Below are 22961 nucleotides of genomic sequence, written 5' to 3' on the forward strand. Positions count from 1 at the left end.
TCTTACAATTTTATTTTAAGTCGTTAAAAGGAGCTATTTGTCAACTTCTCGTTCTCTTGTTATAATGTTTACAGAGGTGACTTATGAAAACAATCATCATTTTTTGCGATGGCGCATGCTCAGGAAACGGACAAGAGGGCAATGTTGGCGGCTGGGGCGCAGTATTAAAATATAAAGATCAAACAAAAGAACTATTCGGTGGCGCTTTGATGACGACCAATAACGTGATGGAATTAACTGCGGCAATCGAAGGATTAAAAGCGATTACCTCTAAAAATGTTCACGTAGAAGTGTACTCAGATAGTGCCTATGTGGTCAATTGTTTTACCAACGGATGGTATCACAAATGGAGACTCAATGGATGGCGCAACTCAAAGAAGGAACCCGTTGAAAATCGTGATCTTTGGGAAATATTACTCGAATTAGTCGAATCATTTGAACGCGTTACATTTTATAAAATCAAAGGCCATCTCGATGCCAATAAAAAAGCCGACGTACAGAAATGGCTTGCAAAATTTAATCAAGACAATAACCAACAGCTTGATGAAGCGACATTTTTGGACCTTATTAAACTCAATCACTTAGCAGATCAACTTGCTAACGATGGGATTAACTCCGTCCGAGTCTAATCATCAAAAATACACCATAAAAAAAGGTGCGACTAACAAGTCACACCTTCGCTTTTTTGTAAATCTTCTGTATAATTTGCAGCTGCAATCAAAGCTGCTTCAAGTCCATATACCATCATTTCAATACTCATTGAAGGGATATTGGCCTTATCCACCACTTGTTCAGGTGCACTTGGGACATGAATAAAACCACCTCTTACATGAGGATATTTCGTATGGATAAGATGCATGACACCGTACAAGATATGATTGCATACATAAGTACCAGCTGTATTGGATACTGCTGCCGGAACGCCGGATTCACGCATCGCATGTACCATGGCCTTAATCGGTAGATTTGAAAAATAGGCAGCAGGACCGCCCTTGACAATAGGCGCATCAATGGGCGCATTACCTGCATTATCTTCAATTCTCGCATCATCTATGTTAATTCCCACGCGTTCAACGGTGATTTGTGCGCGTCCCGTCGCTTGGCCTGTGCAGATGACAATATCTGGTTGATGTTGCTCCATTAAAAGATCTAATTCGGCTATCGATTGATGAAATACCACTAGAAGAGAGGTGGCAATCACTTCAATTTGACCATAATGACTTTTCAAACGCTCTACAGAAGCAAGCGATGGATTCATTGTATCGCCCCCAAAGGGTCTAAACCCTGTTATCAGTATCTTCATAATAACGTTACCCCCAGATCTTTTAATTCTGCATCCCTTACTTGTAATGCTGTTATAACATTTTCAATATGCTCATCTAGCGCTATTTCAAGATCTTCAGCACCTGAGATGATTTCCTCACGATCCACTGCACGTGCAAATGCCTTATCCTTCATTTTTTTCCTGACAGATTTTGCACCAAGATTTTCTAAGCGTTCTGGACGAACAAGTGCAACAGCCACAACAAATCCAGATAACTCATCTACTGCATAGAGCGTTTTTGCAAGTCGAGTTGTTCTAGGCGTTTGAGTTGCATTAGAATGACCTTTAATCGCCTGAACAAATTCATCGTCAAACCCAAGTTCAGTTAACCACATCACCCCTTTTAATGGATGTTCATCGGGAAACTGTTCAAAATCAATATCATGTAAAAGACCACACATGCCCCATCTTTCTACGTCTTCGCCAAAAATTTTAGCATATCCACACATAGATGCTTCAACTGCAAAGGAATGTTTCAACAAACTTTCACTACTCACATACGTTCTTAACAGATTATACGCTTCTTGTCGATTCATGCTCCACCTCTCAACTTAGTCTATATCTCTATCATACACAATATTCTTACCATTCACAAATTAAAACACAGCATATTTTTCTTACAAGTAAGAGTGCACGATTTAGTAAGAGCGCATGATGATACAACAATTGCGCGAAATAAAAAGAGATGATCTTTCATCATCTCTCCAAATCGAACAATTGATTCATTCTATTCTAACCCTTGTTAATAATTTGTTTCTTAATAAATTGTTTTTAATTGTTTTTAGTAATTTGTTTCCTTAATTTCATAGTATTCTTGAGGATATTGACACGTTGGACAAACTGCAGGTGCTTCTGTTCCTTCATATACATAACCACATACGCTGCATTTCCATCTAACCACTTCATCGCGTTTGAATACTTTTCCGTTCTCAACATTTTCAGCGAGTTTGTTAAATCTCATTTCGTGTTCTACTTCAGCTTTTGCCACAAATTCAAATGCCGCCGCTACTTTCGGGAAACCTTCTTCTCTTGCAACTTTAGCAAACTCAGGATACAAAAGAGACCACTCTTCATTTTCGCCCATTGCTGAAGCCTTTAAGTTTTCTAATGTCGATCCCACTTTTCCAGCTGGATAAGTCGCTGTAATTTCAAGTTCGCCGCCTTCTAAAAAGCTAAAAAATCTCGCGCCATGAATGCGCTCGTTATCTGCTGTTTCTCTAAAAATAGCCGCGATTTGTCTAAAGCCTTCTTTTTCAGCTTGCTCTGCAAAAAGATTGTATCTCGATCTCGCTTGCGACTCTCCTGCAAATGATTTTAATAAGTTTTGCTCCGTTTTAGTCCCTTTAATGCTCGCCATGTTCTTCTCCTTTTATCCTAAACATTTGATCCTATAAATTATGCTGTTGTTGGTGGTATAAATACCCTTGTTGCCAATTCTCGATCTAACATTAAGAGACCTTGACCATTTTCACCAATGAATTTTAAATCACTGATAATTTTTTCAGCCGAACCTTCTTCTTCTACTTGCTCATCAATGAACCAAATCATCAAATTACGTGTCGGACGATCCTTTTCTTCCTCTGCAATTTCTGCAATATTATTGAGAAGTGCAGTTACGTGTTTTTCATGCTCAAGTGTATGCTCATAAACTTCAAGTGGTGAATTCCATTCGAATTTAGGCATTTCAATCGCTTCAAGTTTCACTCTACCACCACGACTTACTAAGTAATCATAAAATTTAAGTCCATGGAATTGTTCTTCTTGGAATTGAACGCGCATCCAATTAGCAAATCCCGGTAAATTAATACTCTCATAGTATGCTGCCATCGCTAAATAGAGATACGCTGAATAGAGTTCAGCATTGATTTGTTTGTTAATAACATCTTCTAATCTCTGATTAATCATAATACGCTCCTTTTAAGAATAGAGCTTAGATTTCTCTAAACTCTATCCATCATTTCAATATGTGATTTATAATTCGTTTTTCCAAAGACCATGAAGGTTGCAATACTCTCTCGCTTTAATGGCCTTTTCATCTGTTTTAAAAATTGCAACCGGTTCGTCACCAGGATTTAAATACGTAATAAGTGTTTCAGATTCAGTAACGAGTTCAATCCACTCAATAAAATGTTCGTCTTTCATCGGGTGTAAAGTTGAACCAACAGTTACTTTGTATCCGCCTTCAATTGGTTCAATCACAGGCACGTGTTTCTCAGTTGCAGAATCAGCTGTTTTTTCTTCCAACAAACCCATCTCTTGTCCACAACATACTAAAGTTCCACCACCTACGTGATTGACTTCCACAATATTTCCACATAAACTACATTTATAGACATCGCTTCTTTTCACCTTTAGTTCCTCCTATGACTTATTTTTACAAGCACTACAAATGCCATATAAGAACATTTGTTGCTCTAATACTTCAAAATCCTCTAACGTCTCACTGACGATATCATCAATCGATACGTCAAAATCATATATTTTGTTACATCTTTGACATTTAAAATGTCCATGAAGACTGGTAAACGCGTCATAATGCACTTCACTTTCATCAATGGTAATTGCCATTGCAATGCCCTTCTCCATGAAAATTTTCAACGTATTATACACAGTTGTTTTTGAAAGAGTAGGGATTTGATCAAAAAGGGCATTATAGATGTTTTCAACAGTGGGATGTTCCTTACTGTTCATTAAAAACTCATAAATTTTAATTCTCTGAAAAGAAGGCTTTATGCCATTCTCTTTTAAAAATTCACCTACATTATTTACCATACAAATCCCTTTCTTTCCTTACAGATTTACTTAAGTTTACTTTAACGGCTCAAACATGTCTTTGCCAACTCCGCAAAGTGGGCATACCCAATCTTCTGGGATGTCTTCAAAAGCTGTACCTGGCTCAATTCCACTATCTGGATCGCCTAATTCTGGATCATACACATAACCACATGCTACACATTCGTATTTCATACTTTTACTCTCCTTATAGTTTGATTTTTTGTTGCGTAGGTGTAACGATTTTTAATTTGTAATGATTACAAATTTATAATACCACCCTTTATTCAATCTGTCAACGACAATTTGAAAAAATAATGAATTCATTACAAGTACGCATATCCATGGTATCTATACCCCATTTAGGACTTATCTAAAACAATTTTTAATTCAATCCGACCAAAAAAGAGCGCTAATTTACAGAAAACTATTTCATTATTTATAACGATAACTTGCTTAATCTTGGCCCAAAAAGGTATATACATACTAGCATCTGTTGATGAAATCAAGAAAGGTGGTAATCATATGAAAAGTAAAATCATCCTCATAGGAAATGGTGGCGCAAGTTATGCAGCACTTGAGGAAATGCTTGAACGTATTCCAGACGCTCAATTCACAATCATTACAGAGGAATCTATCCCAACCTATTATCGCCCCATGCTATCCGAGTACATAAGTGAACCATCCTTACCGAATCGCTTTTTTTTACATGATGACGCATGGTACAAAGAACGTTCTATCTCTGTTCGATACAACTCTAAGGTCACAGAGATATTCACAAACGAAAAATACATTCAATTAGCTTCTGGTGAAAAATTGAATTACGACAGGCTGATTCTAACTACTGGTAGCAACAACTTCATCCCACCACTACCTGGCATACATTTCCCAAATGTCTTAAATTTAAGAACAAAAGCAGATGCAGATCAAATCAAAACTTTGATTCCAACACTAAAAAAAGTGGTCATCATTGGAGGCGGATTACTTGGACTTGAACTCGGTTGGCAACTTAAACGCAGTCGGGCAACGATAGATATCACCGTACTGGAAATGATGGATCGACTCCTGCCAAGACAACTTGATGTGGAATCTTCAATCATTTTTGAAAAGAAAGTTCTAGATGCTGGAATTCAGGTCATTAAAGCCGTTCAGACTCAGGAAATCGTCGGCGGCGAAGTTGCCACAGGCGTTCTATTGTCGAATGGTACTGTAATCGAAGCTGACTTAGTGATTATTTCAATCGGAATCCGTGCCAATATTGCTTTGGCAAAAGAAGCCGGCCTTGCAACTAACAGAGGCGTCATCGTCAATGATTTTATGCAAACAAGCGACCCATTCATCTATGCTGCAGGCGATTGTGCAGAATACAACGGCATCAACTATGCAATTTGGCCAGAAGCTGTCGAGCAAGGTAAAATTGCAGGATTAAATGCTGCAGGAATCGTTTCTGTATATGAACCCATCGTTCCATTTAACATTTATCACGGTATGAATATGCGTCTTTTTTCAATTGGGGATGTTGGCAGTAATCCAGAGAATCAATACGAAATCACGCACCGCGGCGATCAAGAAAATTTTGAAAAATACTATTATGTTGACGATAAGATTGTAGGCGGCATCCTCATGGGCAATATTTCTAAATCGGGGAAATTGAAAAAAGCAGTGGCTGCTCAACTTTCCAAACAAGCATTCGAGGCCATGCTTTAATTCAAAATAGAAAAGGGTTGATTCACATATCATGCTATGCGAATCGACCCTTATTTTAATTCAAGTCAATTATTTTTATTCAAGTCACTTATTTTTATTCAAGCCTCATCATTTCAATCAAGACTTCTATTTTTGATCAAGAATCCAATTTGCAATATCTTCAATCACCTGTTCTGACACATTGTTTCCTTTAATGTACTCATCTGGTGTCGACATGCCTTCACCCTTCATAAATAAATGATTTAAATCGCTGTAGAGTTTATATGTCGCTTGATCACCCAGTGCTTCTTTCCATAACTCAAGTTCAGCTGCTGGCACTTGGTAATCTCTTTCGCCTTGTAAAATCAACATCGGAATATCTAATTTTGCTGCTTCTTTTGCTGGATTGTAATCGCGAATATCCATCCAATATTTCGCTCCGATACCCATCAAATCATTGATATTGGTATCTTCTTTTAACTTATCAGACGATATAAGATCCGCTGCTTTTTGTACATAATCAATTTTTTGTTGATCTTCTTCGCTAATTGAACCATCTAAGTTCATAATGTACTTATATTGTTCAACAATTAAGTTTTGAAGCGTCGTAACATTCCCTGCCATCACGATTAACCCTGCAACTGAATCATTGTCTTTTGCAATTCTAGGTGCTTGATTTCCACCAAGAGAATGACCTAAAACATAGATTTTATCTGCATCAATATCATCACGCTCGGATAAAAAATCCACCGCGTATTGTGCATCTTCTACCACTTCATCATATATCGTAAATTCTTTAGCAGCTTCTGCAGCAGCAAATGCCTCTTTATACGTAAAAGTTCGTTTATCATATCTTAATACTGCAATATCTTGTTTTAACAATCCAGCTGCAATATCTTTAAATGGTTTATTACCATAAATCGTTTCATCTCGATCATTCGGACCAGAACCGTGTACCAAGACTACCACAGGATATTTTTCTTTTCCCGTATCTGGAACACTGAGTGTACCATTCATGATAAACTCACCTGAGCCAAATGTCACTTCATATTCTTTTGCATTGGCAATGCCCGCATTAAAATAATCCTCTACCGAAGAAATTTCTTTATAGTTAAATCCGGCAATTTCACCTTCATAGTTAAATACGACATTATATACGAGGTCTTTTTCCAAGTGCACGACACCAATGCTCACGATATGAAACTCTTCTGTTTGTTGACTCATCACACCAGAAGTGCTTTCAAATGCGCCATAAGACTTAACGAGTTGATTCGTAATCTCTGTCATTGCTTCTTTTGTAAATACATCTTTCATATCGGGAATATAAGTGAATTCCGTCAATAGATCATCGTATTTCTCAGTTGTAAACATATCGACGAACGTTTGCGCCATGCCTTCAGCATCGAAATCAATTTCTTTAAGTGTTTCTTTTTGAACACTTGAGTTCGTACTTGAAGTACTTGTATTATTGGAATTTGCATCTTTTTTGTCCTTCGCACTACATCCAGGCACTATCACTAAAGTGGCAGCGAGAAACATAGCCAATACAGCGTTTCTAAATTTCATAATGCACGTCTCCTCTTTTTTTACTGTCATTTTGCATTTAAACAATACCTATATGATACATTAATTCTGAAAATAAAAAAAGTCCGGAATTGTAAACTCCTTGGGAATTTTTCCGGACTCTCTTACGGTTCAGTTGCTTTTACCGTCTATTCTTATGAACGACTGCTATTTCGAATAGTTAAACATCATCTTGATGAGTTCGTGCATTTTTTCTTGCATTTTTTCTTGATCCAGTTCTTCATAATCCATCATGCATGTTGATGCATGAGATTCCATAATTGCCAATCCAACTTTATGAACGGATTGCTTGATTGCAGCGATTTGGACAAGCACTTCGTCGCAACCCCTACCTGAATCAATCATATCTTCAACCCCTTGAATATGACCCTTAATCGTTCTCAAGCGATTGATGATTTTCTTTTTTTCCTCATTTTCTGCCATAAGATTCACCGCGCTTCTATATAAATAGACTCATGTTTGAATCTTCAGCCGCGCCGAGCATAGAAGCCACACCGCCAAGTTCCACACCATCAATGAGCTCTTCTTGAGTGATTCCCATTAAATCCATGGACATATTACATGCCACCATGCGAACCCCATTATCAATTGCCATTTTTAGCATATCTTCTAAAGAATCTACATTATGTTTTTTCATCACCATGCGAATCATCTTAGGACCCATGCCAAACATGTTCATATTAGAAAGTTTGAGTTTCTTCGTTCCCCTAGGCATCATCCCACTGAACATTCTGCTAATGAAATCTTTTTTTACAGAGACTTTTTCTGGTTTTCTTAAAATATTAAGTCCCCAGAAAGTAAAGAATAACGTCACTTTTTTGCCCATAGAAGCGGCACCATTTGCGATTATCAATGAAGCAATGGCTTTATCCATATCTCCGCTAAATACCACCATGGTTTTGTCGTCCTTTACCACTGCAGGTGTCGGTGTTGATTTTTTCTTACCTTTGCGAATTCTCGCATAGAACGCTTTATCTTCCTTACCTGAATCCAAAAGTGTATTTCCCGTCTTGTCACACCAAACGCCGATGTCGTTCATAAACCCAGGATCAGTTGCTTTAATTTCCAGTATGTCGCCTACTTTCATCAGTTCAATAGCCTTATGCACTTGCATAATAGGACCTGGACACTGGAGGCCACAAGCATTTACTTTAATCACTTCTGCATTGGCATCTTCAACAAACGTTTCATCTTCAACATCACCTGTTTCAGAAACGTGCGCATCAGCCATAGGCGCGTTGCCTGAACAATTGTCATTGCCCTCATTTTGACATAATACGGTTGCGTAAGTTGAGTATCCACCAATTAAGTTATAAACATTTTCAAATCCATTTTGCATGAGAATTCTAGAAGCTGCATGACCTCGAATTCCCACTGCACAATATACAATATAAGTCTTTGAACGATCGAGTTCAGAAAGTCTATCTCTCAACTGATCTACCGGAATATTGATGGAATTTGTAATGTATCCCATTTCCCTTTCCATTGGCTCTCTGACATCTAATACGACTGCATTTGCATCAAGCTGAGCAAATTCATGCCACTGGAATGGCTTAGTGATGCCTTTTAAAATGTTTTCTCCAACGAATCCAGCCATATTTACAGGATCTTTCGCCGATGAATATGGAGGTGCATATGCCAACTCAAGTTCATTGAGATCATAAACTGTCGCGTTAAAACGAATAGCCGTTGCAATGACATCAATTCTCTTTTCAACGCCTTCATAACCAACATTTTGTGCACCTAAAACTTTACCATCTTTATCGAAGATCATTTTCAGCGACATTGGTAATGCCCCTGGATAATATCCTGCATGTGAATTTGGATGCACGATTACAGTATAGTAATCCTTTCCATAGACTTTCCCTTCACGCTTTAAAGCCTTTTCATTTAGTCCAGTTGCAGCAACTGTCATGTCAAATACTTTTGCTACAGAAGTTCCCATTGAACCTTTAAACGGCGTGTGTCTTCCGGCGATATTATCTGCACAAATTCGCCCTTGCTTATTTGCTGGACCCGCAAGAGGAATCATGGTTTTTGTCTTGCGAATGAACTCGGTCACCTCTACTGCATCACCGATGGCATAGATGTTCGGGTCCGATGTCTTCATAAATTCATCTACGACAATGCCATTTCTCTCATTAATAGTCAAACCTGCGAGTTTTGCAAGTTCACTTTGCGGACGAATTCCAATGGATAGGATCACCATATCCGCTTCAACTTGTTTGCCGCTTTGAAGGGTGATTTTTGTGACACCATTATGATATTCAAATGACTTCACGCCATCACTAAGATATAAATTCACTTTTTTCATATTCATATGTTTATGGACAATCTGCGCCATTTCAAAATCCACAGGTGCCATGACTTGATCCGCCATTTCAACAACGGAAACTTCCATACCGAGATCATGTAAATTTTCTGCCATCTCAAGACCGATAAATCCACCGCCGATTACAGCTGCAGTTTTAGGTTTCACATGATCTACGTGACTTTTAATTCTGTCTACATCCGGAATATTCCAAAGCGAAAAAATATTTGGTGCGTCAATCCCTGAAATATGTGGTTTCAAAGGTGTTGATCCTGGCGAAAGCACCAACACGTCATAATTTTCTTGGTAAACGCGATTGTTTTTTATGTCTTTTACTTCAATTGTTTTATTTTCTTTATCAATGGATAACACTTCATTTTCAACTCGAACATCGATGTTAAAACGCTTATTCATCCCTTCAGGTGTTTGAACAAGTAGCGCACTTCTCTCTGCTATAGTACCGCCTATATAGTACGGCAAACCACAGTTTGCAAAAGAAATGTAGGGACCTCTTTCCATCATGATGATTTCTGCTTGCTCGTCCATTCTTCTGAGTCTTGCAGCTGTACTTGCGCCTCCTGCAACTCCTCCGACAATAATTACTTTCTTACCCATAATAGCCTCCAACGTATTGTTGTTAAAAAAAAAGCCCCTTGGGGCTTATGACCTATAATCCTAATAAAGCATCCATTCGATCTTTATCAAAGCCTTGAATAATTTCATCTTCGATATAAATCACAGGAACGCCCATAAAACCTTTTGACATGAGTTCTTTTCTCGCTTCAATATCTGTCGATACATTTTTCTCTGTGTATTGTACGTGATTGTCATCTAAATATTCTTTTACCATTGCACAATAACCACATGTATTGCTTGAATAAACCACTACATTTTTAGACATATTAAATTACCTCCACTTTGTATTTTTGTACATCATTGTATATCTTTGTAAATCTTTATAAATCTTTATAAATCTTTATAAATCTTTGATATCTAATTACCCATATTGATATGAATTAATCAAAACCAGTTATTCTTCAGTTCACCCCCTAAGGTGGGGGGTCAACTTCATGATACTGCAATGTTTTTTGAATGTCAATTGTTTTTAAATAAAAAATCAAAAATGAATTGTAAACAAATTATCCCAAAACCATGCACATGTTTTCCACAACTTTGGAATTATTATGTAAACAAAAACACTTCTTAATTTTCTGTATTTTTCTGCAATTGTTAAATATCTTTAATTAAATATCGAACATTCAGTAACAAAGACGTCGTTTTATTCACGATTACCATGAGTGCATGTGTATAAACATCAAAAAATCAGAAAAATAACAAAATTATTGTTCGGTTATGCACATTATCCACAGTTTTATCCACACTCTTATCTCCATTATTCACAGGTCAACCATTTTCTGCTACACTAAGGTTACGGAGGCAATTATGTGGAGCAAACGTGGGCATCGCGGAGATGCATTGGAAGAACTCATTACGTATACCAATCAATACTATCATCAACTCGGATTATGCCGAATCGATAAAGTAAGTACACCGATCAAAGTAATTGATATCGATTCGAGCGGCATGATTACAAAGGGATTTTTTGAAAAGAAATCTACAGTGGATTTCATCGGCGTCGCTCAAGGCGTGTGCATTGCATTTGATGCGAAAGAGACGAATTTAAAAAGTCTCCCACTTCAAAATATTCACCCCCATCAAATCACTTATATGGAGGATATCGATCGGCAAGGTGGACTAGCATTTATCATTCTTCATTTTAAATTTAACGATGCCTTTTACTTAGTGCCACTTGAAGTTCTTAAGTATTATTATCAAGCGAACGAAACGTCAAATCGAAAATCCATTCCTTTTAAAGCAATGGAGGATCGTTTTTTAATCAAGAAAGAGCGTTCTGGAAGCATTATCAATTATTTAGCAACATTGAACGAATACGTTCATTATAAGGAAGAACTTAAAAAAAACTATGGAGGAAAGCATGAATAATCCATCGTTATCCCCTCGTCAAAATTCGGTTTATCTCGTCAATAGTTTCACTTATCAAGATAGGGGCGGTAATCCCGCTGGTGTTTGTTTTGATTTGGATTGCACTTTAAGTGATGCGGATATGCAACGTATAGCCCGGGAGGTAGGGGTATCTGAAACCGCATTTATTCAATCGACTTCTGGAGAAGCTGATTTTCACATTCGATTTTTTACCCCAACAGATGAAGTGCCGTTATGTGGACATGCAACAATTGCAAGTTTTTGGCTATTAAAGATGCACAACTTCATTAATGATGGTGAATTTCTTCAAAAAACCGGTGCTGGCATTTTAAAAGTACGCGTCCGAACTGAGGTTATCGGTGAAAGACCAAGAACACTCGTCACCATGGAGCAATCAAAGCCCCTTCAGATCGCACATAAAGCAGTTTCAAACGCGTCCATTTTAAACTGTTTTCCTCAAATTCAACTACATGATACATTGCTTCCAGAAATTTGGAGTACCGGACTTGAAGATTTATTGTTGCCGCTTGCGTCATACGATACACTCAAGAACCTCTCCATCAACATGGAGGCATTGGCACAACTTTCAAAATCTCTCGACATCATTGGTGCTCATGCTTTTGCATTTGACACATTAGGCCAGTTGCATACGCGTAATTTTGCTCCCCTCTACGGAATTGATGAAGAAGCTGCAACAGGTACCTCTAATGGCGCATTGACTGCGTATTTGCATCATTATTTATGGTCAAAAAACGAAAAAATCTCCCTATCGATTTTGCAGGGAGAAACGATGGGAGAAACCAGTCAGATTATAACAGAATCCATATGGTCAAATGAAAAACAGACCGTCTGGGTAGGCGGTCTGTGTGTTTTAAATCCATTATCCAATGATTCTTCCGTCAGTTGAAATGGTCACTTCAGTATACGGAACGATGCATTGTGCTTTTAACATAGCACCTTTAACTGCTTGAATCATTCCACCACAGCAAGGCACTTCCATGCGAACAACTGTAATACTTTTGATGGTGTTTTTGCTGAGAATTTCTGCGATTTTATCCGTATTGTATTGATTGTCATCCAGCTTTGGACATCCAATCACCGTAATTTTTCCCTTGATAAAATCCCTATGAAAATCCCCATAGGCAAACGCCGTACAATCCGCTGCGATTAACAGATGTGCATTTTCAAAATAAGGCGCTTGAGCGTTTACCAATTTTAACTGCACTGGCCATTGTTGTAATTCAGAAGCAATAAACGCTGGTGCACTCGACACTGGCGTGCTAGATGCTGGTGCACTCGACACTGGCGTGCTAGATGCTGGTGCACTCGACACTGGCGTGCTCGACACTGATCCCATATCCACCGCAAATGAAACTGCTTTTCTTTCAAAGGTTTTCGCAGCAGTCCCAGAACAGCCACATGCAGAAGCTGTCTGAGTACTTTCTTGACTCTTCGCTTTAATATTCTTGCGTTCTGGATTGAATGCATCTACTTCTTTCTCGACGATATGAATCGCATCCACCGGACATTTTGGTAAACACATCCCCAGTCCATCACAGTACGATTCACTCACAAGTTTCGCTTTTCCATCAATAATCTCAATGGCACCTTGCATACAAGCACTTGCACAAAGACCACATCCAACACACTTCTCTTCATTTATCTCAATCACATTTCTTTTCATCATTTACCTCCCTGGTCGACTCACGTTTCATCTTATACCCTTATTATAGTGACCACGAACGGTGGTGTCCGTAACAATTGTTACTTTTATCAAATGACCATATCGTTGTAAATCGCATGTTTGCCTTTATATGATTCAATGGAAATCACAGACCGATCAATTCCACCCACAATTCTCGCAGGAACGCCTACAGCCGTTGATTCAGTTATCGTATCTTTTAACACAACCGATCCCGCACCGATTTTTGTCCCCGCAGCGATGTGAATCGGGCCTAGAATTTTTGCGCCTGCGCCAATAGTGACGCGATCTCCAATAGTTGGATGGCGTTTGCCTGTATCTTTTCCAGTTCCTCCAAGGGTCACGCCTTGATAAATCGTCACAAAATCACCGATAATCGTCGTTTCACCAATGACCACACCTGTTCCGTGGTCGATGAACAATGACTTTCCAATTGTTGCACCTGGATGAATCTCAATTCCAGTAAAGAATCGACTCAATTGAGACAATAATCTCGCTAGGAAAAAGAATCGATGTTTGTAGAAAACATGTGACATTCTAAATAGCCCCATGGCATGCACAGAAGGGTATAATAGGAGAATTTCCAAATAGGATTTTGCCGCCGGATCTGTTTCCTTGATAAACTTCAAATAATCTCGAATTCGTTTAAACATATAAACCTACTTTCTCTATCCATCTTTATCTTTCGATTAAAACGCTCCGTTTAACATACTTGATTTAAAATACTTGATTAGAAATGTACTTATCGCCACCATCTGGGGAAATCACCAATAGTTTTTTTCCTTTTCCCAGTTGTTTCGCTTTTTCAATAGCGCCTACGATAGCCGCACCACTTGAAATTCCTAAGAAAAGACCTTCTTCGTGCAAAATTCTTTGAGTCATTTCATATGCCTCTTGGCTGGATACTGTGATAATTTCATCCACCACAGAAGCATCGTAAATATCCGGTATAAAACCAGCGCCAATTCCCTGAATTTTATGAGGTCCAGGTAAACTACCAGATAAAACAGATGATTCTTTTGGTTCAACGGCTACAATGTCAATGCCTTCAAAGTGTTCTTTTAGACGTCTTCCTGCACCAGAGATCGTTCCACCCGTTCCAACACTTGACACAAATGCATCTAAAGATTCAAACTCATCGATAATTTCAGCGCCTGTTGTTTGATAATGCATCTCACGATTAGCAACATTGTTAAATTGATTTGGCATAAAGTACTGATTTTCCTTAACCAATTGATGCGCTTCACTTATAGCTCCCGACATGCCCTTACTTCCATCCGTTAATAAAAGCTCTGCGCCATATGCCTTAATGATATTTCGTCTTTCCACACTCATCGTATCCGGCATCACGATGATCACGCGATACCCTTTTAATTTTCCGATATAAGCTAGGGCAATTCCAGTATTGCCACTTGTCGGCTCGACGATCGTCATTCCCGATTTTAATGCCCCTGATGCTTCAGCAGCTTCAATCATGCCTAGTGCAGCCCTTACTTTTACACTTCCAGTTAAATTCATGCCCTCTAACTTGACATATATGTCTGCCATCTCATCCGTTACGATTCGATTTAACTTAACAACTGGGGTATTTCCTATTAAATTCCAAATAGTTTTCTCATTTTTCATGTCATTTGCCTCTCATTTTCTCAAATTTTGGTATAAAAAAACTCCGCCTCTATCATAAGAGACGAAGTATACTCCGCGGTTCCACCCTTTTGATTTTCACTACAACTGAAAATCCACCTTACAGTCACACTTAACATGGACTTTCTCTGTATCGGGAGAACCCGGTGTAGCCTACTTCATTTCGGTACACTGCTCCAAAGGGCACTTCAGTAAAACGCATCTGAAAACTTCCACCAACCGTTTTCTCTCTAGAAGATCCTGTTTAACTTACTTTCCTTTTTCGTCGCTTTCTCATTTTTAATTCCAAGTGTTTTACTAAGATATCTTAGATGTATAATACAACCGATTTATAAACCTGTCAATCCTTTTTCATCAAAATAATATTTGAACAATTTGTGAATAAAACGCCTCGTCTATTCCGTTGTTTTTCGTCTAATATCAGCTGCCATAGGGGTAAATAACAATATAAGCGGCAATACCATCACTGCGCCATAAGCGAAAAATAAAACTTCGTAGTTGATTTGATCTGCAATGATGCCACCTGCAAACGTAAATACAAATGTCGCAATTCCAGATGATACCGCAGAATAAATGGCAACTGCAGAAGTTACCACACTGCTCGGTGTAATATCACAGATGACTTCAACAAATAACGGAATGAAAATTCCAGCAACAATGCCTCTTAGAACACCTGCCATGAGGAAAAGACTCACAACGTCACTTGTTCCCAATATCACCATACGCAGTACTGCTATAAGATTCATCACGATTAACAATTTAAATGCTCCAAAGTGATTCAGTAGTTTCTTTGAGTTAAAGACAAACGGAATTTCTACACACACCGAGATGAACATCAAAATTCCGATCATGGACATATCAATGCCTCTGCTTCTAATATAAAGTCCAAGATATTGATCTGCACCAAAGAACGATCCCACAAGTAAAAAGCTATAGATTAAAACAAAGATATAATTCTTTTGTTTAAGTAATTTTTTTAAATCCTTTTTGAAGTGACTTCTCTTAACCTGAACCGGTCGATCTTGCATCGTCATCAAAATCACCCATCCGAAAGTAAAAGCCGCAGCAGAAACATAGAAAACAGAACCTAGACCAAATGAGTTCGCCACTCGACCCGCTAAAAAGGCTCCGACTGCATATCCAACAGATCCCCAAACGCGGATAAATCCAAATGATTTATTGGAATTTTGATTGACATATTCGATTGCCATGGAGTCCATGAGTGGACCTTGCGCACACATAAAAAATTGATACATCAAGTAAAACGAAACCACTGCAAGACTTTTGGTAAATACTGTAATGAAAATAACCACGACAGCACTCATAACAATGGATATCTGAAGGACGATTTTCCTTCTACCTGTATAATCCGAAAGTGCGCCCCAAACAGGTTGAATAAAAAGGGCGATCAGTGGCAAAATAGACATAATCACGCCAACAGTTGGAAGGGATAACCCCACCTCTTCATTCATATAAACCGTTATAAGCGTTGTTACAGATGCCCAGGCTAAATACAGAACAAAATAGAATATATTGAATTTTTTCATAAAACCTCACACGTTGATCTCAGTAATAATTGCATCATGTCGTTTTCAGTATAGCACAAATACCATGTTATAAGTGTGAGATTACAGAAATTTCATCGTTAGTGATTAGTGCAATGCCCCAGAGCAGGTGATTATAGCACAAAATGACAAGAGTCCTCGCCCTGCGGTCTGCGGATTGTCATTTTGTGCTATAATCACCTGCTCTGGGGTTATTTGACTGAATGCGCTTACTTCTGAAATTTTGTGTGGGAAGGAGGAAGAGCATTATGATGATGAAACGGGCGAGGACTCTTGCCATTTTTCTCCACTCCCACCAGTTTTACTCCCATATAAACAAGGCCCCTATGTGGGTGGCATCTGTGAAAAATGGCAATCCGCAGACCAACGGGCGAGGACTCTTGCCATTTTTCTTCACCTCCACCTGTTTTACCCCCATATAAACAAGGCCCCTATGTAGGTGGCATCTGTGAAAAATGGCAATCCGCAGACCAACGGGCGAGGACTCTTGCCATTTTTCTTCACCTCCATCAGTTTTACCCCCATATAAACAAGGCCCCTATGTGGGTGGCATCTGTGAAAAATGGCAATCCGCAGACCGTAGGGCGAGGACTCTTGCCATTTTTCTTCACCTCCACCTGTTTTACCCCCATATAAACAAGGCCCCTATGTGGGTGGCATCTATGAAAAATGGCAATCCGCAGACCGTAGGGCGAGGACTCTTGCCATTTTTCTTCACCTCCACCTGTTTTACCCCCATATAAACAAGGCCCCTATGTAGGTGGCATCTGTGAAAAATGGCAATCCGCAGACCGTAGGGCGAGGACTCTTGCCATTTTTCTTCACCTCCATCAGTTTTACCCTCATATAAACAAGGCCCCTATGTAGGTGGCATCTATGAAAAATGGCAATCCGCAGACCAACGGGCGAGGACTCTTGCCATTTTTCTTCACCTCCACCAGTTTTACTCCCATATAAACAAGGCCCCTATGTAGGTGGCATCTGTGAAAAATGGCAATCCGCAGACCGTAGGGCGAGGACTCTTGCCATTTTTCTCCACCACCATCAGTTTTACCCCCATATAAACAAGGCCCCTACGTAGGTGGCATCTATGAAAAATGGCAATCCGCAGACCAACGGGCGAGGACTCTTGCCATTTTTTATAGATGCCACCTACATAGGGGCCAATTTACATCTAAAACTACACATCTTTAATCAATTTCACATTAATCTTTCTCTTTCTTGGACCATCAAACTCACAGAGGAAAACGGACTGAAACATACCAAGTTCAATACGTCCATTGTCCACAATGAGCGTCTCCGTATTGCCAAACAAGGAAGCTTTAATGTGCGCATCGCTATTCCCTTCAATGTGTTTGTAATTCCCATCTTTCGGTACAATCGTGCGCATGCTTTCGATAATATCACTTTGAACTTCTGGGTCGTAATTTTTGTTTAGAGTGAGTGCTGCTGTCGTATGTGGTACGTGAATCACCACAATTCCATGACGCATATCTTCCTTCGCAACTAATTCTTTCAACAAATCTAGTATTTCAAACATTTGAAACTTTTCACTTGTTTTAATTTCCAGCGTTTGAAACATAATCTCCCCTCCAATCGCATTTATACTCTACTGTATTTATACGATTTTTAGTGTCATATAAACATTAATTTTCGCGTTTTGCCTTAAGATACATCACGCGTTCACCTAGAACGAGATAGAGAATCCCCATACCAAGTAGTACACAAACTGCCGTTATCGTCGTTTGATCCACTCTTCCATAGACTACAGCCCCTTTTATGGCACCAAATGCCCATTTATGAGGGGTCAAATTCGCTAAAAACAATAGTGGCTTTGAGGTGATGATCTCGAGTGGCCACATGCAACCACCAATCATACCCATGCCGGTTAACACAATTGGTGAAAATGAACTCAGCTGTGCAGTTGTTTTCATTAAGCTTACTACAAACAAACTAAGCGCAGTCATGGTAAAAATGTAAAGCGCGCCGATTCCAATAACGAGGAGCAAATTATTCCCCCATTCGATATTAAACACAAACTTACCCGCCAAAATCATGACGATAATCTGAATCACTCCGATGAGCATTGCACCGATAAGATGCGCTGCAAGTAAATCGCGTCTAGTGGCTGGAGAAACGAGGATACGATCCAGTGTATGGAGGCGTTTGTCGTCTAAAATATCCCCTACCGTAAACATCAAAGAATACGTCACAAAGAAAATCGTCATTCCCACAACATAGTGAATATTCATGCCTTTGGAAAGCGCATCGACTTCATCGAGAATTTGAGCTGAATTCTGAATGGGTTTTTTATCTGCCCACTGCTCGATAAAAGTTGTCTGTACTTTTTGATAAAGCTCTGTTTTATCAACAGAAGGATTGCTTTCAGAAACTTGTGCCAATACCTTTTCACTTAATAATTGTGTTTGCTCAACGAGGGCTATTTCCGCTTCTAAAACACGAGATAACTGTGAGCTTTCAACGGATTCTTTTATCTGTAGGATCTCAATGCCGTTTTCTATTTGATAAAAATTTTCATTGAGGATCACTGCAGCAACAACACCTCGATTGACCACTAGATCTGTTGCTTCAGACTCTGACACCAACTCCACTTTATAGTGATAATCCGATGTGAGTTTACTAATGATATTGGATGCTTCCATGCTCATATCTTGGTCTACGACGGCGATTGTCGCCGTGTAATTGCCATTCATTGACCCACCAAATACACCTGCGAGCACAAAACTCATGGCAATCATGATGATGTAAAGCCATTTGCTTTCTTTCATTAACCTCAACTTAAGCTGTATGAGTGCCTTCATATGAAGCAACCTCCTTTCTTTTGATGATAATCGCTGCAATTACTGTGAATACAGCCGTTATCCCGACGAGAATGCCATAATAAAATACAAGATCACGCCATACAGAATTTTGATATGTTTTGATAAACAAATCTAAAACCACTCCATTTAAAGCGAGGTATTTAATCTTTTGAAAAATGTCCGGGAACACTTCAAGTGGAACGTAACTCCCACCAATAAGTGCAAATACATGTACCAATAAACTTTCAAACAAGTTCGCTACCTTATAATTTTCCGCAGATAACGTGATGGCACCGATAAAGACACCGACTCCGCTCACTGCCATAGAAGAAAATACTATTCCAACGATTACTTTGATTGGCGTTTCCCATTCTACTCCAAGTGCCAATTTTGAAAATAGTACAAGTGCACACATCTGAATAAAGCACAGTGTCATCGTCATTAAAAACTTCGCCGTCAGAATTTTCCCATAGCTTAATCCGGATACCGTTCCGCGGTCTAAAGTGAGCATCTGTTTTTCTTTTAATAATTCTCTCCCCATGTAACTGGACGAATAGAGAATAAACATCGCCATCATAGCAATCGCATAATACGTAAAACTGCTGATCATTCGTTTTCCAGGTAACGATTTAGATAACACATGCGAAATGCCTGAATCACTTAGTGCCATGGCATCTCCATCCACTTCATAGACAGAATTCATATTTTCATAAAGAGTCTCCATTGGCACATACTCTGAACCAACTTCTAAGAAGACATTTTTACTGACAATTTTCTTATTGATTTCATCAAAATAACTATTGAAAACACTCTCAACTATTTGAGCTGAATACTTTTTATCAGGATGTTCAATAAACTGAACGTCGATCACATTGCGATTTGGTAAAATAAAATTTACATACTGATTATAAATAAAGTCTTTCGGTAAAATCACAATTGCACTGATTTTTTCATCCTTTAACGCCGCTTTCGCATCGTCTAGTGTCATGACCGTTGTCGACATAATGGACTTTACCTGTTCATTTCCAAGAAACTCATTAAAGAACACTGCTTCAAAATCTGGAAATTCACCCATCGACTCTAAATTCTCTGCTTGATCACCCATGAATTCTTTTGCCATTTCGTAAAATGCCTTTTGTTCCAGCTGTGCATCATACTCTTTTACAATTCCCACTTTGATGGGATCCATTGTACCCGATTCTCCAAACGACCCCTTCAGTGCAAAACTTAAAATCGTCGTGAGCACAATCGGCATCAATATAAAGATGAGAAGTGCCTTTTTATCTGATAAGAGCACTTTAATATCTTTTATATAAAGCTTTAACAACATAACTCTGCCCCCTAATCTCTTAGACCTCTCCCTGTTAATTTTAAGAATACTTGCTCTAAGTTCGGTTTTGTAACATCGTACGACATGATCCCCAAATCCAAATTCATCAAGTTTTTAAAGATTTCTTTTTGATTGCTGCCATTGCCACTGACAAGTAATGAAATCTCATTCTCATCTACTAATTGTGTGGCGATGACGTGATTCATTTGCTTAAACGTATCTAAATGTGGTTTTGCCAAATCTTCAAACTTAATGCGAATCGACGTATGACTTTCCGACTGATCGATAAGTTCTTCTTGTGTCCCAGATGCAATCACTTTTCCGTGATCCATGATGTAGACATTTTGACAAATTGCCTCAACTTCTTCCATATAGTGACTGGTATAAATCACGGTCATTCCCTGTTGGTTGAGTAGTTTCACGGTTTCTAAAATATGATTTCTCGATTGAGGATCAATCCCAACAGTTGGTTCATCCATGATGATAAGTTTTGGATTGTGTAGGAGTGCTACCCCGATATTTATACGGCGTTTCATTCCTCCTGAATAATTTTGCACGCGATCTTTTAAACGATCGTCAATACCAATGATCTCAGAAACTGCTTCAATTCGCTTTTTAAGTTCTGCGCCATGCAGTCCATAAAGTCCCCCAAAATACTTGAGGTTTTCATAACCCGACAACGCCTCATAAAGGGCAATTTCCTGTGGCACATACCCCAGATCAGGTTGAATTGCCTTAGGATTTTTGATAATATCTACGCCATTGTAAAATAATTTGCCTGAAGTTGGCTTGTAGAGCGTAGAAATCATGGAAATCGTCGTCGATTTTCCCGCTCCATTTGGACCGAGCAATCCCACGATTTCACCTTTTCTAAACTCTAAATTTACACCATCAACCGCTTTAATTTGACCAAATTCCTTTTTTAAGTTCTCAGCTACCAGTATCATTTGTTCACACTCCAGTCTTCTAAATTTTCTATTGGTTCAATTGTACTCTTTGAAATCACATCAAAACTCAAATCTTGCTCTTTCTCAATATCCCAATGCGTTGTTTTAAATGTAATGATTTGACGGTCGAGTGCAATGACACCGGATTCAATTTCGCTAAAATTCAAAGTGATGTTCACTGTTTCTTCTATTAAGTACCCATCCACATCTACATAAGCGACTTCTTTATATTTTTCAATGGTCATTGCATTCAGCAGCGTATTGATCAACTCTTTGTAATCAGATTCTGACAACTCACTTTCTTGATTAAATCCTTTAACAAACGATTGAAAAACCTCGGGGTTTTTTAAAAGCGCTTCGCGAATCTGCTTTAAAAAAATCGATAGCTGCTCTTTTGTCGGTTTAACTGAGAATCGAGTTGCTTTGACGTCTCCGTCTTTATTTTGAATCAAAGTTTTCTCGCCTACAAAGATGTTATCCGCTACAAGCAAGTCATTCCAGTCATCACCTAAAGATGTAAAAAATGATTGATAATCCACTTCTTCAGATGCATTCTCCGTTACTTTAGATGTATTCTCTGTTACTTTAGATGTATTCTCTGTTACTTTAGATGTATTCTCAGATATTTTTGATGCATTGTCTTTTAAAAAATCATTCACATCTAGCTGATATAAAGAAGCTGAAAAAGGGGCTTTTACATACCACTGTTCTGCGGAAGTCTGGTAAGCCTTAAAGTCCATTCCCAAGCGTCCCATATAAATATATGCATCTATAATGGATTGATGTTTCGAACGATTGAAATGCTTCTCAATCTCAAATTCAAAATGGTTCATTTGTTGAATTTCATATTGTTCCTCTTGATTTAACTCACTTAAAAACGCTTGATTAAACTCACTATTGATCTCCACTTCAATTTTACTTGCGCCGTGAGTCATTTCCTCCGTTTGATTGACGGCTTTCATGTAGTCATCGAATCCTTCACCTGCCATACATCCTGTAAGTGCCACACCAAGCACGATAAGAGCACTTAATTTCCCCCACCACTTCATTCGTTTTATCAAATGAACACCTCCAATACGAGTTTTTTTATTATAATGTATACGTTATCATCTTATAGTGTATACTTTATCAGCTTCATGCCACTTTCACATCTGACTTTTTTCACAATAAATAAAAAACACCCATGACTTTTGTCATGAGTGTTTGGTCTCCTTGAATAATGAACACGTAGTTTAATGCTATGTTTTCGATTTTTATTTATAATAGTAGT

General features: G+C 38.6%; 24 protein-coding genes and 1 other annotated feature. Of the genes, 4 read left to right on the plus strand and 20 right to left on the minus strand.

Annotated features, from left to right (window positions below; genetic code table 11):
* The first annotated feature begins 83 nt into the window (after positions 1–83).
* The gene (locus tag ACZ41W_RS09015; protein WP_464311645.1) at positions 84–629 is read left to right on the plus strand and encodes a ribonuclease H family protein; all 546 of its coding nucleotides are present in this window, start codon (positions 84–86) and stop codon (positions 627–629) included.
* A gap of 32 nt (positions 630–661) precedes the next feature.
* Here the strand turns inward: ACZ41W_RS09015 and pcp are convergent, their stop codons facing one another.
* The 7 genes from pcp to rd form a co-directional block, all read right to left on the minus strand.
* Positions 662–1303: a pyroglutamyl-peptidase I gene (gene pcp, locus ACZ41W_RS09020; protein ID WP_464311646.1), complete on the minus strand. Its 642-nt coding sequence runs from the start codon at positions 1301–1303 to the stop codon at positions 662–664.
* Positions 1300–1860 (minus strand): HD domain-containing protein, encoded by a 561-nt coding sequence (locus tag ACZ41W_RS09025; RefSeq protein WP_464311647.1) that lies wholly within the window; start codon positions 1858–1860, stop codon positions 1300–1302. Before ACZ41W_RS09025 ends, pcp begins: the two co-directional genes overlap by 4 nt.
* 245 nt (positions 1861–2105) lie before the next feature.
* Positions 2106–2681: a rubrerythrin gene (rbr, locus tag ACZ41W_RS09030; RefSeq protein WP_464311648.1), complete on the minus strand. Its 576-nt coding sequence runs from the start codon at positions 2679–2681 to the stop codon at positions 2106–2108.
* 38 nt (positions 2682–2719) lie between these two features.
* On the minus strand, positions 2720–3229 hold the full coding sequence (locus tag ACZ41W_RS09035; RefSeq protein WP_464311649.1) for a ferritin: 510 nt from the start codon (positions 3227–3229) through the stop codon (positions 2720–2722).
* A 66-nt stretch (positions 3230–3295) separates the two neighbouring features.
* Positions 3296–3673, minus strand: a complete 378-nt coding sequence (locus ACZ41W_RS09040) for a desulfoferrodoxin (RefSeq protein ID WP_464311650.1) — start codon at positions 3671–3673, stop codon at positions 3296–3298.
* Between the two features lie 12 nt (positions 3674–3685).
* Positions 3686–4096: a Fur family transcriptional regulator gene (locus ACZ41W_RS09045; RefSeq protein ID WP_464311651.1), complete on the minus strand. Its 411-nt coding sequence runs from the start codon at positions 4094–4096 to the stop codon at positions 3686–3688.
* Positions 4097–4132: 36 nt separating this feature from the next.
* Positions 4133–4291, minus strand: coding sequence for a rubredoxin (gene rd / locus ACZ41W_RS09050; protein WP_464311652.1), 159 nt, complete (start codon positions 4289–4291; stop codon positions 4133–4135).
* Between the two features lie 330 nt (positions 4292–4621).
* On the opposite strand from rd, the gene ACZ41W_RS09055 reads away from it, so the two are divergent.
* Complete coding sequence (locus tag ACZ41W_RS09055; protein ID WP_464311653.1) at positions 4622–5803, plus strand: NAD(P)/FAD-dependent oxidoreductase; 1182 nt, start codon at positions 4622–4624, stop codon at positions 5801–5803.
* A gap of 126 nt (positions 5804–5929) precedes the next feature.
* Here ACZ41W_RS09055 and ACZ41W_RS09060 read toward each other — a convergent pair whose 3' ends face one another.
* The 4 genes from ACZ41W_RS09060 to ACZ41W_RS09075 form a co-directional block, all read right to left on the minus strand.
* Positions 5930–7348, minus strand: a complete 1419-nt coding sequence (locus tag ACZ41W_RS09060; protein WP_464311654.1) for an alpha/beta fold hydrolase — start codon at positions 7346–7348, stop codon at positions 5930–5932.
* A gap of 165 nt (positions 7349–7513) precedes the next feature.
* On the minus strand, positions 7514–7789 hold the full coding sequence (locus ACZ41W_RS09065) for a metal-sensitive transcriptional regulator (protein ID WP_464311655.1): 276 nt from the start codon (positions 7787–7789) through the stop codon (positions 7514–7516).
* 16 nt (positions 7790–7805) lie between these two features.
* A complete protein-coding gene (locus tag ACZ41W_RS09070; RefSeq protein WP_464311656.1) occupies positions 7806–10292 on the minus strand; it encodes a DsrE/DsrF/DrsH-like family protein in 2487 nt (828 codons plus the stop codon).
* A gap of 52 nt (positions 10293–10344) precedes the next feature.
* Entirely contained in the window at positions 10345–10578 is a 234-nt protein-coding gene (locus ACZ41W_RS09075; RefSeq protein ID WP_464311657.1) for a glutaredoxin family protein, read from the minus strand.
* A gap of 542 nt (positions 10579–11120) precedes the next feature.
* On the opposite strand from ACZ41W_RS09075, the gene ACZ41W_RS09080 reads away from it, so the two are divergent.
* Together ACZ41W_RS09080 and ACZ41W_RS09085 are read left to right on the plus strand one after the other, a co-directional pair.
* Entirely contained in the window at positions 11121–11681 is a 561-nt protein-coding gene (locus tag ACZ41W_RS09080; RefSeq protein WP_464311658.1) for a Holliday junction resolvase RecU, read from the plus strand.
* Positions 11674–12588: a PhzF family phenazine biosynthesis protein gene (locus tag ACZ41W_RS09085; RefSeq protein WP_464311659.1), complete on the plus strand. Its 915-nt coding sequence runs from the start codon at positions 11674–11676 to the stop codon at positions 12586–12588. The genes ACZ41W_RS09080 and ACZ41W_RS09085 overlap by 8 nt, the downstream gene beginning before the upstream one ends.
* Here the strand turns inward: ACZ41W_RS09085 and ACZ41W_RS09090 are convergent.
* From ACZ41W_RS09090 to ACZ41W_RS09130, 9 genes are all read right to left on the minus strand, one after another.
* Positions 12562–13365, minus strand: a complete 804-nt coding sequence (locus tag ACZ41W_RS09090) for a 4Fe-4S binding protein (protein WP_464311660.1) — start codon at positions 13363–13365, stop codon at positions 12562–12564. The genes ACZ41W_RS09085 and ACZ41W_RS09090 overlap by 27 nt on opposite strands.
* Before the next feature lie 89 nt (positions 13366–13454).
* On the minus strand, positions 13455–14036 hold the full coding sequence (gene epsC / locus ACZ41W_RS09095) for a serine O-acetyltransferase EpsC (RefSeq protein WP_464311661.1): 582 nt from the start codon (positions 14034–14036) through the stop codon (positions 13455–13457).
* A 64-nt stretch (positions 14037–14100) separates the two neighbouring features.
* Positions 14101–15009, minus strand: coding sequence for a cysteine synthase A (gene cysK / locus ACZ41W_RS09100; RefSeq protein WP_464311662.1), 909 nt, complete (start codon positions 15007–15009; stop codon positions 14101–14103).
* A gap of 54 nt (positions 15010–15063) precedes the next feature.
* Positions 15064–15302 (minus strand) — a binding site (T-box leader).
* A 120-nt stretch (positions 15303–15422) separates the two neighbouring features.
* Positions 15423–16574: an MFS transporter gene (locus tag ACZ41W_RS09105; RefSeq protein ID WP_464311663.1), complete on the minus strand. Its 1152-nt coding sequence runs from the start codon at positions 16572–16574 to the stop codon at positions 15423–15425.
* A gap of 1198 nt (positions 16575–17772) precedes the next feature.
* The gene (locus tag ACZ41W_RS09110) at positions 17773–18174 is read right to left on the minus strand and encodes a secondary thiamine-phosphate synthase enzyme YjbQ (protein WP_464311664.1); all 402 of its coding nucleotides are present in this window, start codon (positions 18172–18174) and stop codon (positions 17773–17775) included.
* Between the two features lie 64 nt (positions 18175–18238).
* Positions 18239–19414 carry an ABC transporter permease gene (locus ACZ41W_RS09115; RefSeq protein WP_464311665.1) on the minus strand — a complete coding sequence of 392 codons (1176 nt, stop codon included), beginning with the start codon at positions 19412–19414 and terminating at the stop codon, positions 18239–18241.
* Positions 19392–20744: an ABC transporter permease gene (locus ACZ41W_RS09120; RefSeq protein WP_464311666.1), complete on the minus strand. Its 1353-nt coding sequence runs from the start codon at positions 20742–20744 to the stop codon at positions 19392–19394. Before ACZ41W_RS09120 ends, ACZ41W_RS09115 begins: the two co-directional genes overlap by 23 nt.
* Before the next feature lie 11 nt (positions 20745–20755).
* A complete protein-coding gene (locus tag ACZ41W_RS09125; RefSeq protein ID WP_464311667.1) occupies positions 20756–21691 on the minus strand; it encodes an ABC transporter ATP-binding protein in 936 nt (311 codons plus the stop codon).
* Positions 21688–22752, minus strand: coding sequence for a hypothetical protein (locus ACZ41W_RS09130; protein WP_464311668.1), 1065 nt, complete (start codon positions 22750–22752; stop codon positions 21688–21690). Before ACZ41W_RS09130 ends, ACZ41W_RS09125 begins: the two co-directional genes overlap by 4 nt.
* Positions 22753–22961: the final 209 nt, after the last annotated feature.

The sequence above is a fragment of the Fusibacter fontis genome, from assembly GCF_055378735.1.

Excerpts from the sequence above, each read along its gene's own strand:
- ACZ41W_RS09015 (WP_464311645.1), top strand. The coding sequence starts at position 84 with ATGAAAACAATCATCATTTTTTGCGATGGCGCATGCTCAGGAAACGGA.
- pcp (WP_464311646.1), bottom strand. The coding sequence starts at position 1,303 with ATGAAGATACTGATAACAGGGTTTAGACCCTTTGGGGGCGATACAATG.
- ACZ41W_RS09025 (WP_464311647.1), bottom strand. The coding sequence starts at position 1,860 with ATGAATCGACAAGAAGCGTATAATCTGTTAAGAACGTATGTGAGTAGT.
- rbr (WP_464311648.1), bottom strand. The coding sequence starts at position 2,681 with ATGGCGAGCATTAAAGGGACTAAAACGGAGCAAAACTTATTAAAATCA.
- ACZ41W_RS09035 (WP_464311649.1), bottom strand. The coding sequence starts at position 3,229 with ATGATTAATCAGAGATTAGAAGATGTTATTAACAAACAAATCAATGCT.
- ACZ41W_RS09045 (WP_464311651.1), bottom strand. The coding sequence starts at position 4,096 with ATGGTAAATAATGTAGGTGAATTTTTAAAAGAGAATGGCATAAAGCCT.
- rd (WP_464311652.1), bottom strand. The coding sequence starts at position 4,291 with ATGAAATACGAATGTGTAGCATGTGGTTATGTGTATGATCCAGAATTA.
- ACZ41W_RS09055 (WP_464311653.1), top strand. The coding sequence starts at position 4,622 with ATGAAAAGTAAAATCATCCTCATAGGAAATGGTGGCGCAAGTTATGCA.
- ACZ41W_RS09060 (WP_464311654.1), bottom strand. The coding sequence starts at position 7,348 with ATGAAATTTAGAAACGCTGTATTGGCTATGTTTCTCGCTGCCACTTTA.
- ACZ41W_RS09065 (WP_464311655.1), bottom strand. The coding sequence starts at position 7,789 with ATGGCAGAAAATGAGGAAAAAAAGAAAATCATCAATCGCTTGAGAACG.
- ACZ41W_RS09070 (WP_464311656.1), bottom strand. The coding sequence starts at position 10,292 with ATGGGTAAGAAAGTAATTATTGTCGGAGGAGTTGCAGGAGGCGCAAGT.
- ACZ41W_RS09075 (WP_464311657.1), bottom strand. The coding sequence starts at position 10,578 with ATGTCTAAAAATGTAGTGGTTTATTCAAGCAATACATGTGGTTATTGT.
- ACZ41W_RS09080 (WP_464311658.1), top strand. The coding sequence starts at position 11,121 with ATGTGGAGCAAACGTGGGCATCGCGGAGATGCATTGGAAGAACTCATT.
- ACZ41W_RS09085 (WP_464311659.1), top strand. The coding sequence starts at position 11,674 with ATGAATAATCCATCGTTATCCCCTCGTCAAAATTCGGTTTATCTCGTC.
- ACZ41W_RS09090 (WP_464311660.1), bottom strand. The coding sequence starts at position 13,365 with ATGAAAAGAAATGTGATTGAGATAAATGAAGAGAAGTGTGTTGGATGT.
- epsC (WP_464311661.1), bottom strand. The coding sequence starts at position 14,036 with ATGTTTAAACGAATTCGAGATTATTTGAAGTTTATCAAGGAAACAGAT.
- cysK (WP_464311662.1), bottom strand. The coding sequence starts at position 15,009 with ATGAAAAATGAGAAAACTATTTGGAATTTAATAGGAAATACCCCAGTT.
- ACZ41W_RS09105 (WP_464311663.1), bottom strand. The coding sequence starts at position 16,574 with ATGAAAAAATTCAATATATTCTATTTTGTTCTGTATTTAGCCTGGGCA.
- ACZ41W_RS09110 (WP_464311664.1), bottom strand. The coding sequence starts at position 18,174 with ATGTTTCAAACGCTGGAAATTAAAACAAGTGAAAAGTTTCAAATGTTT.
- ACZ41W_RS09115 (WP_464311665.1), bottom strand. The coding sequence starts at position 19,414 with ATGAAGGCACTCATACAGCTTAAGTTGAGGTTAATGAAAGAAAGCAAA.
- ACZ41W_RS09120 (WP_464311666.1), bottom strand. The coding sequence starts at position 20,744 with ATGTTGTTAAAGCTTTATATAAAAGATATTAAAGTGCTCTTATCAGAT.
- ACZ41W_RS09125 (WP_464311667.1), bottom strand. The coding sequence starts at position 21,691 with ATGATACTGGTAGCTGAGAACTTAAAAAAGGAATTTGGTCAAATTAAA.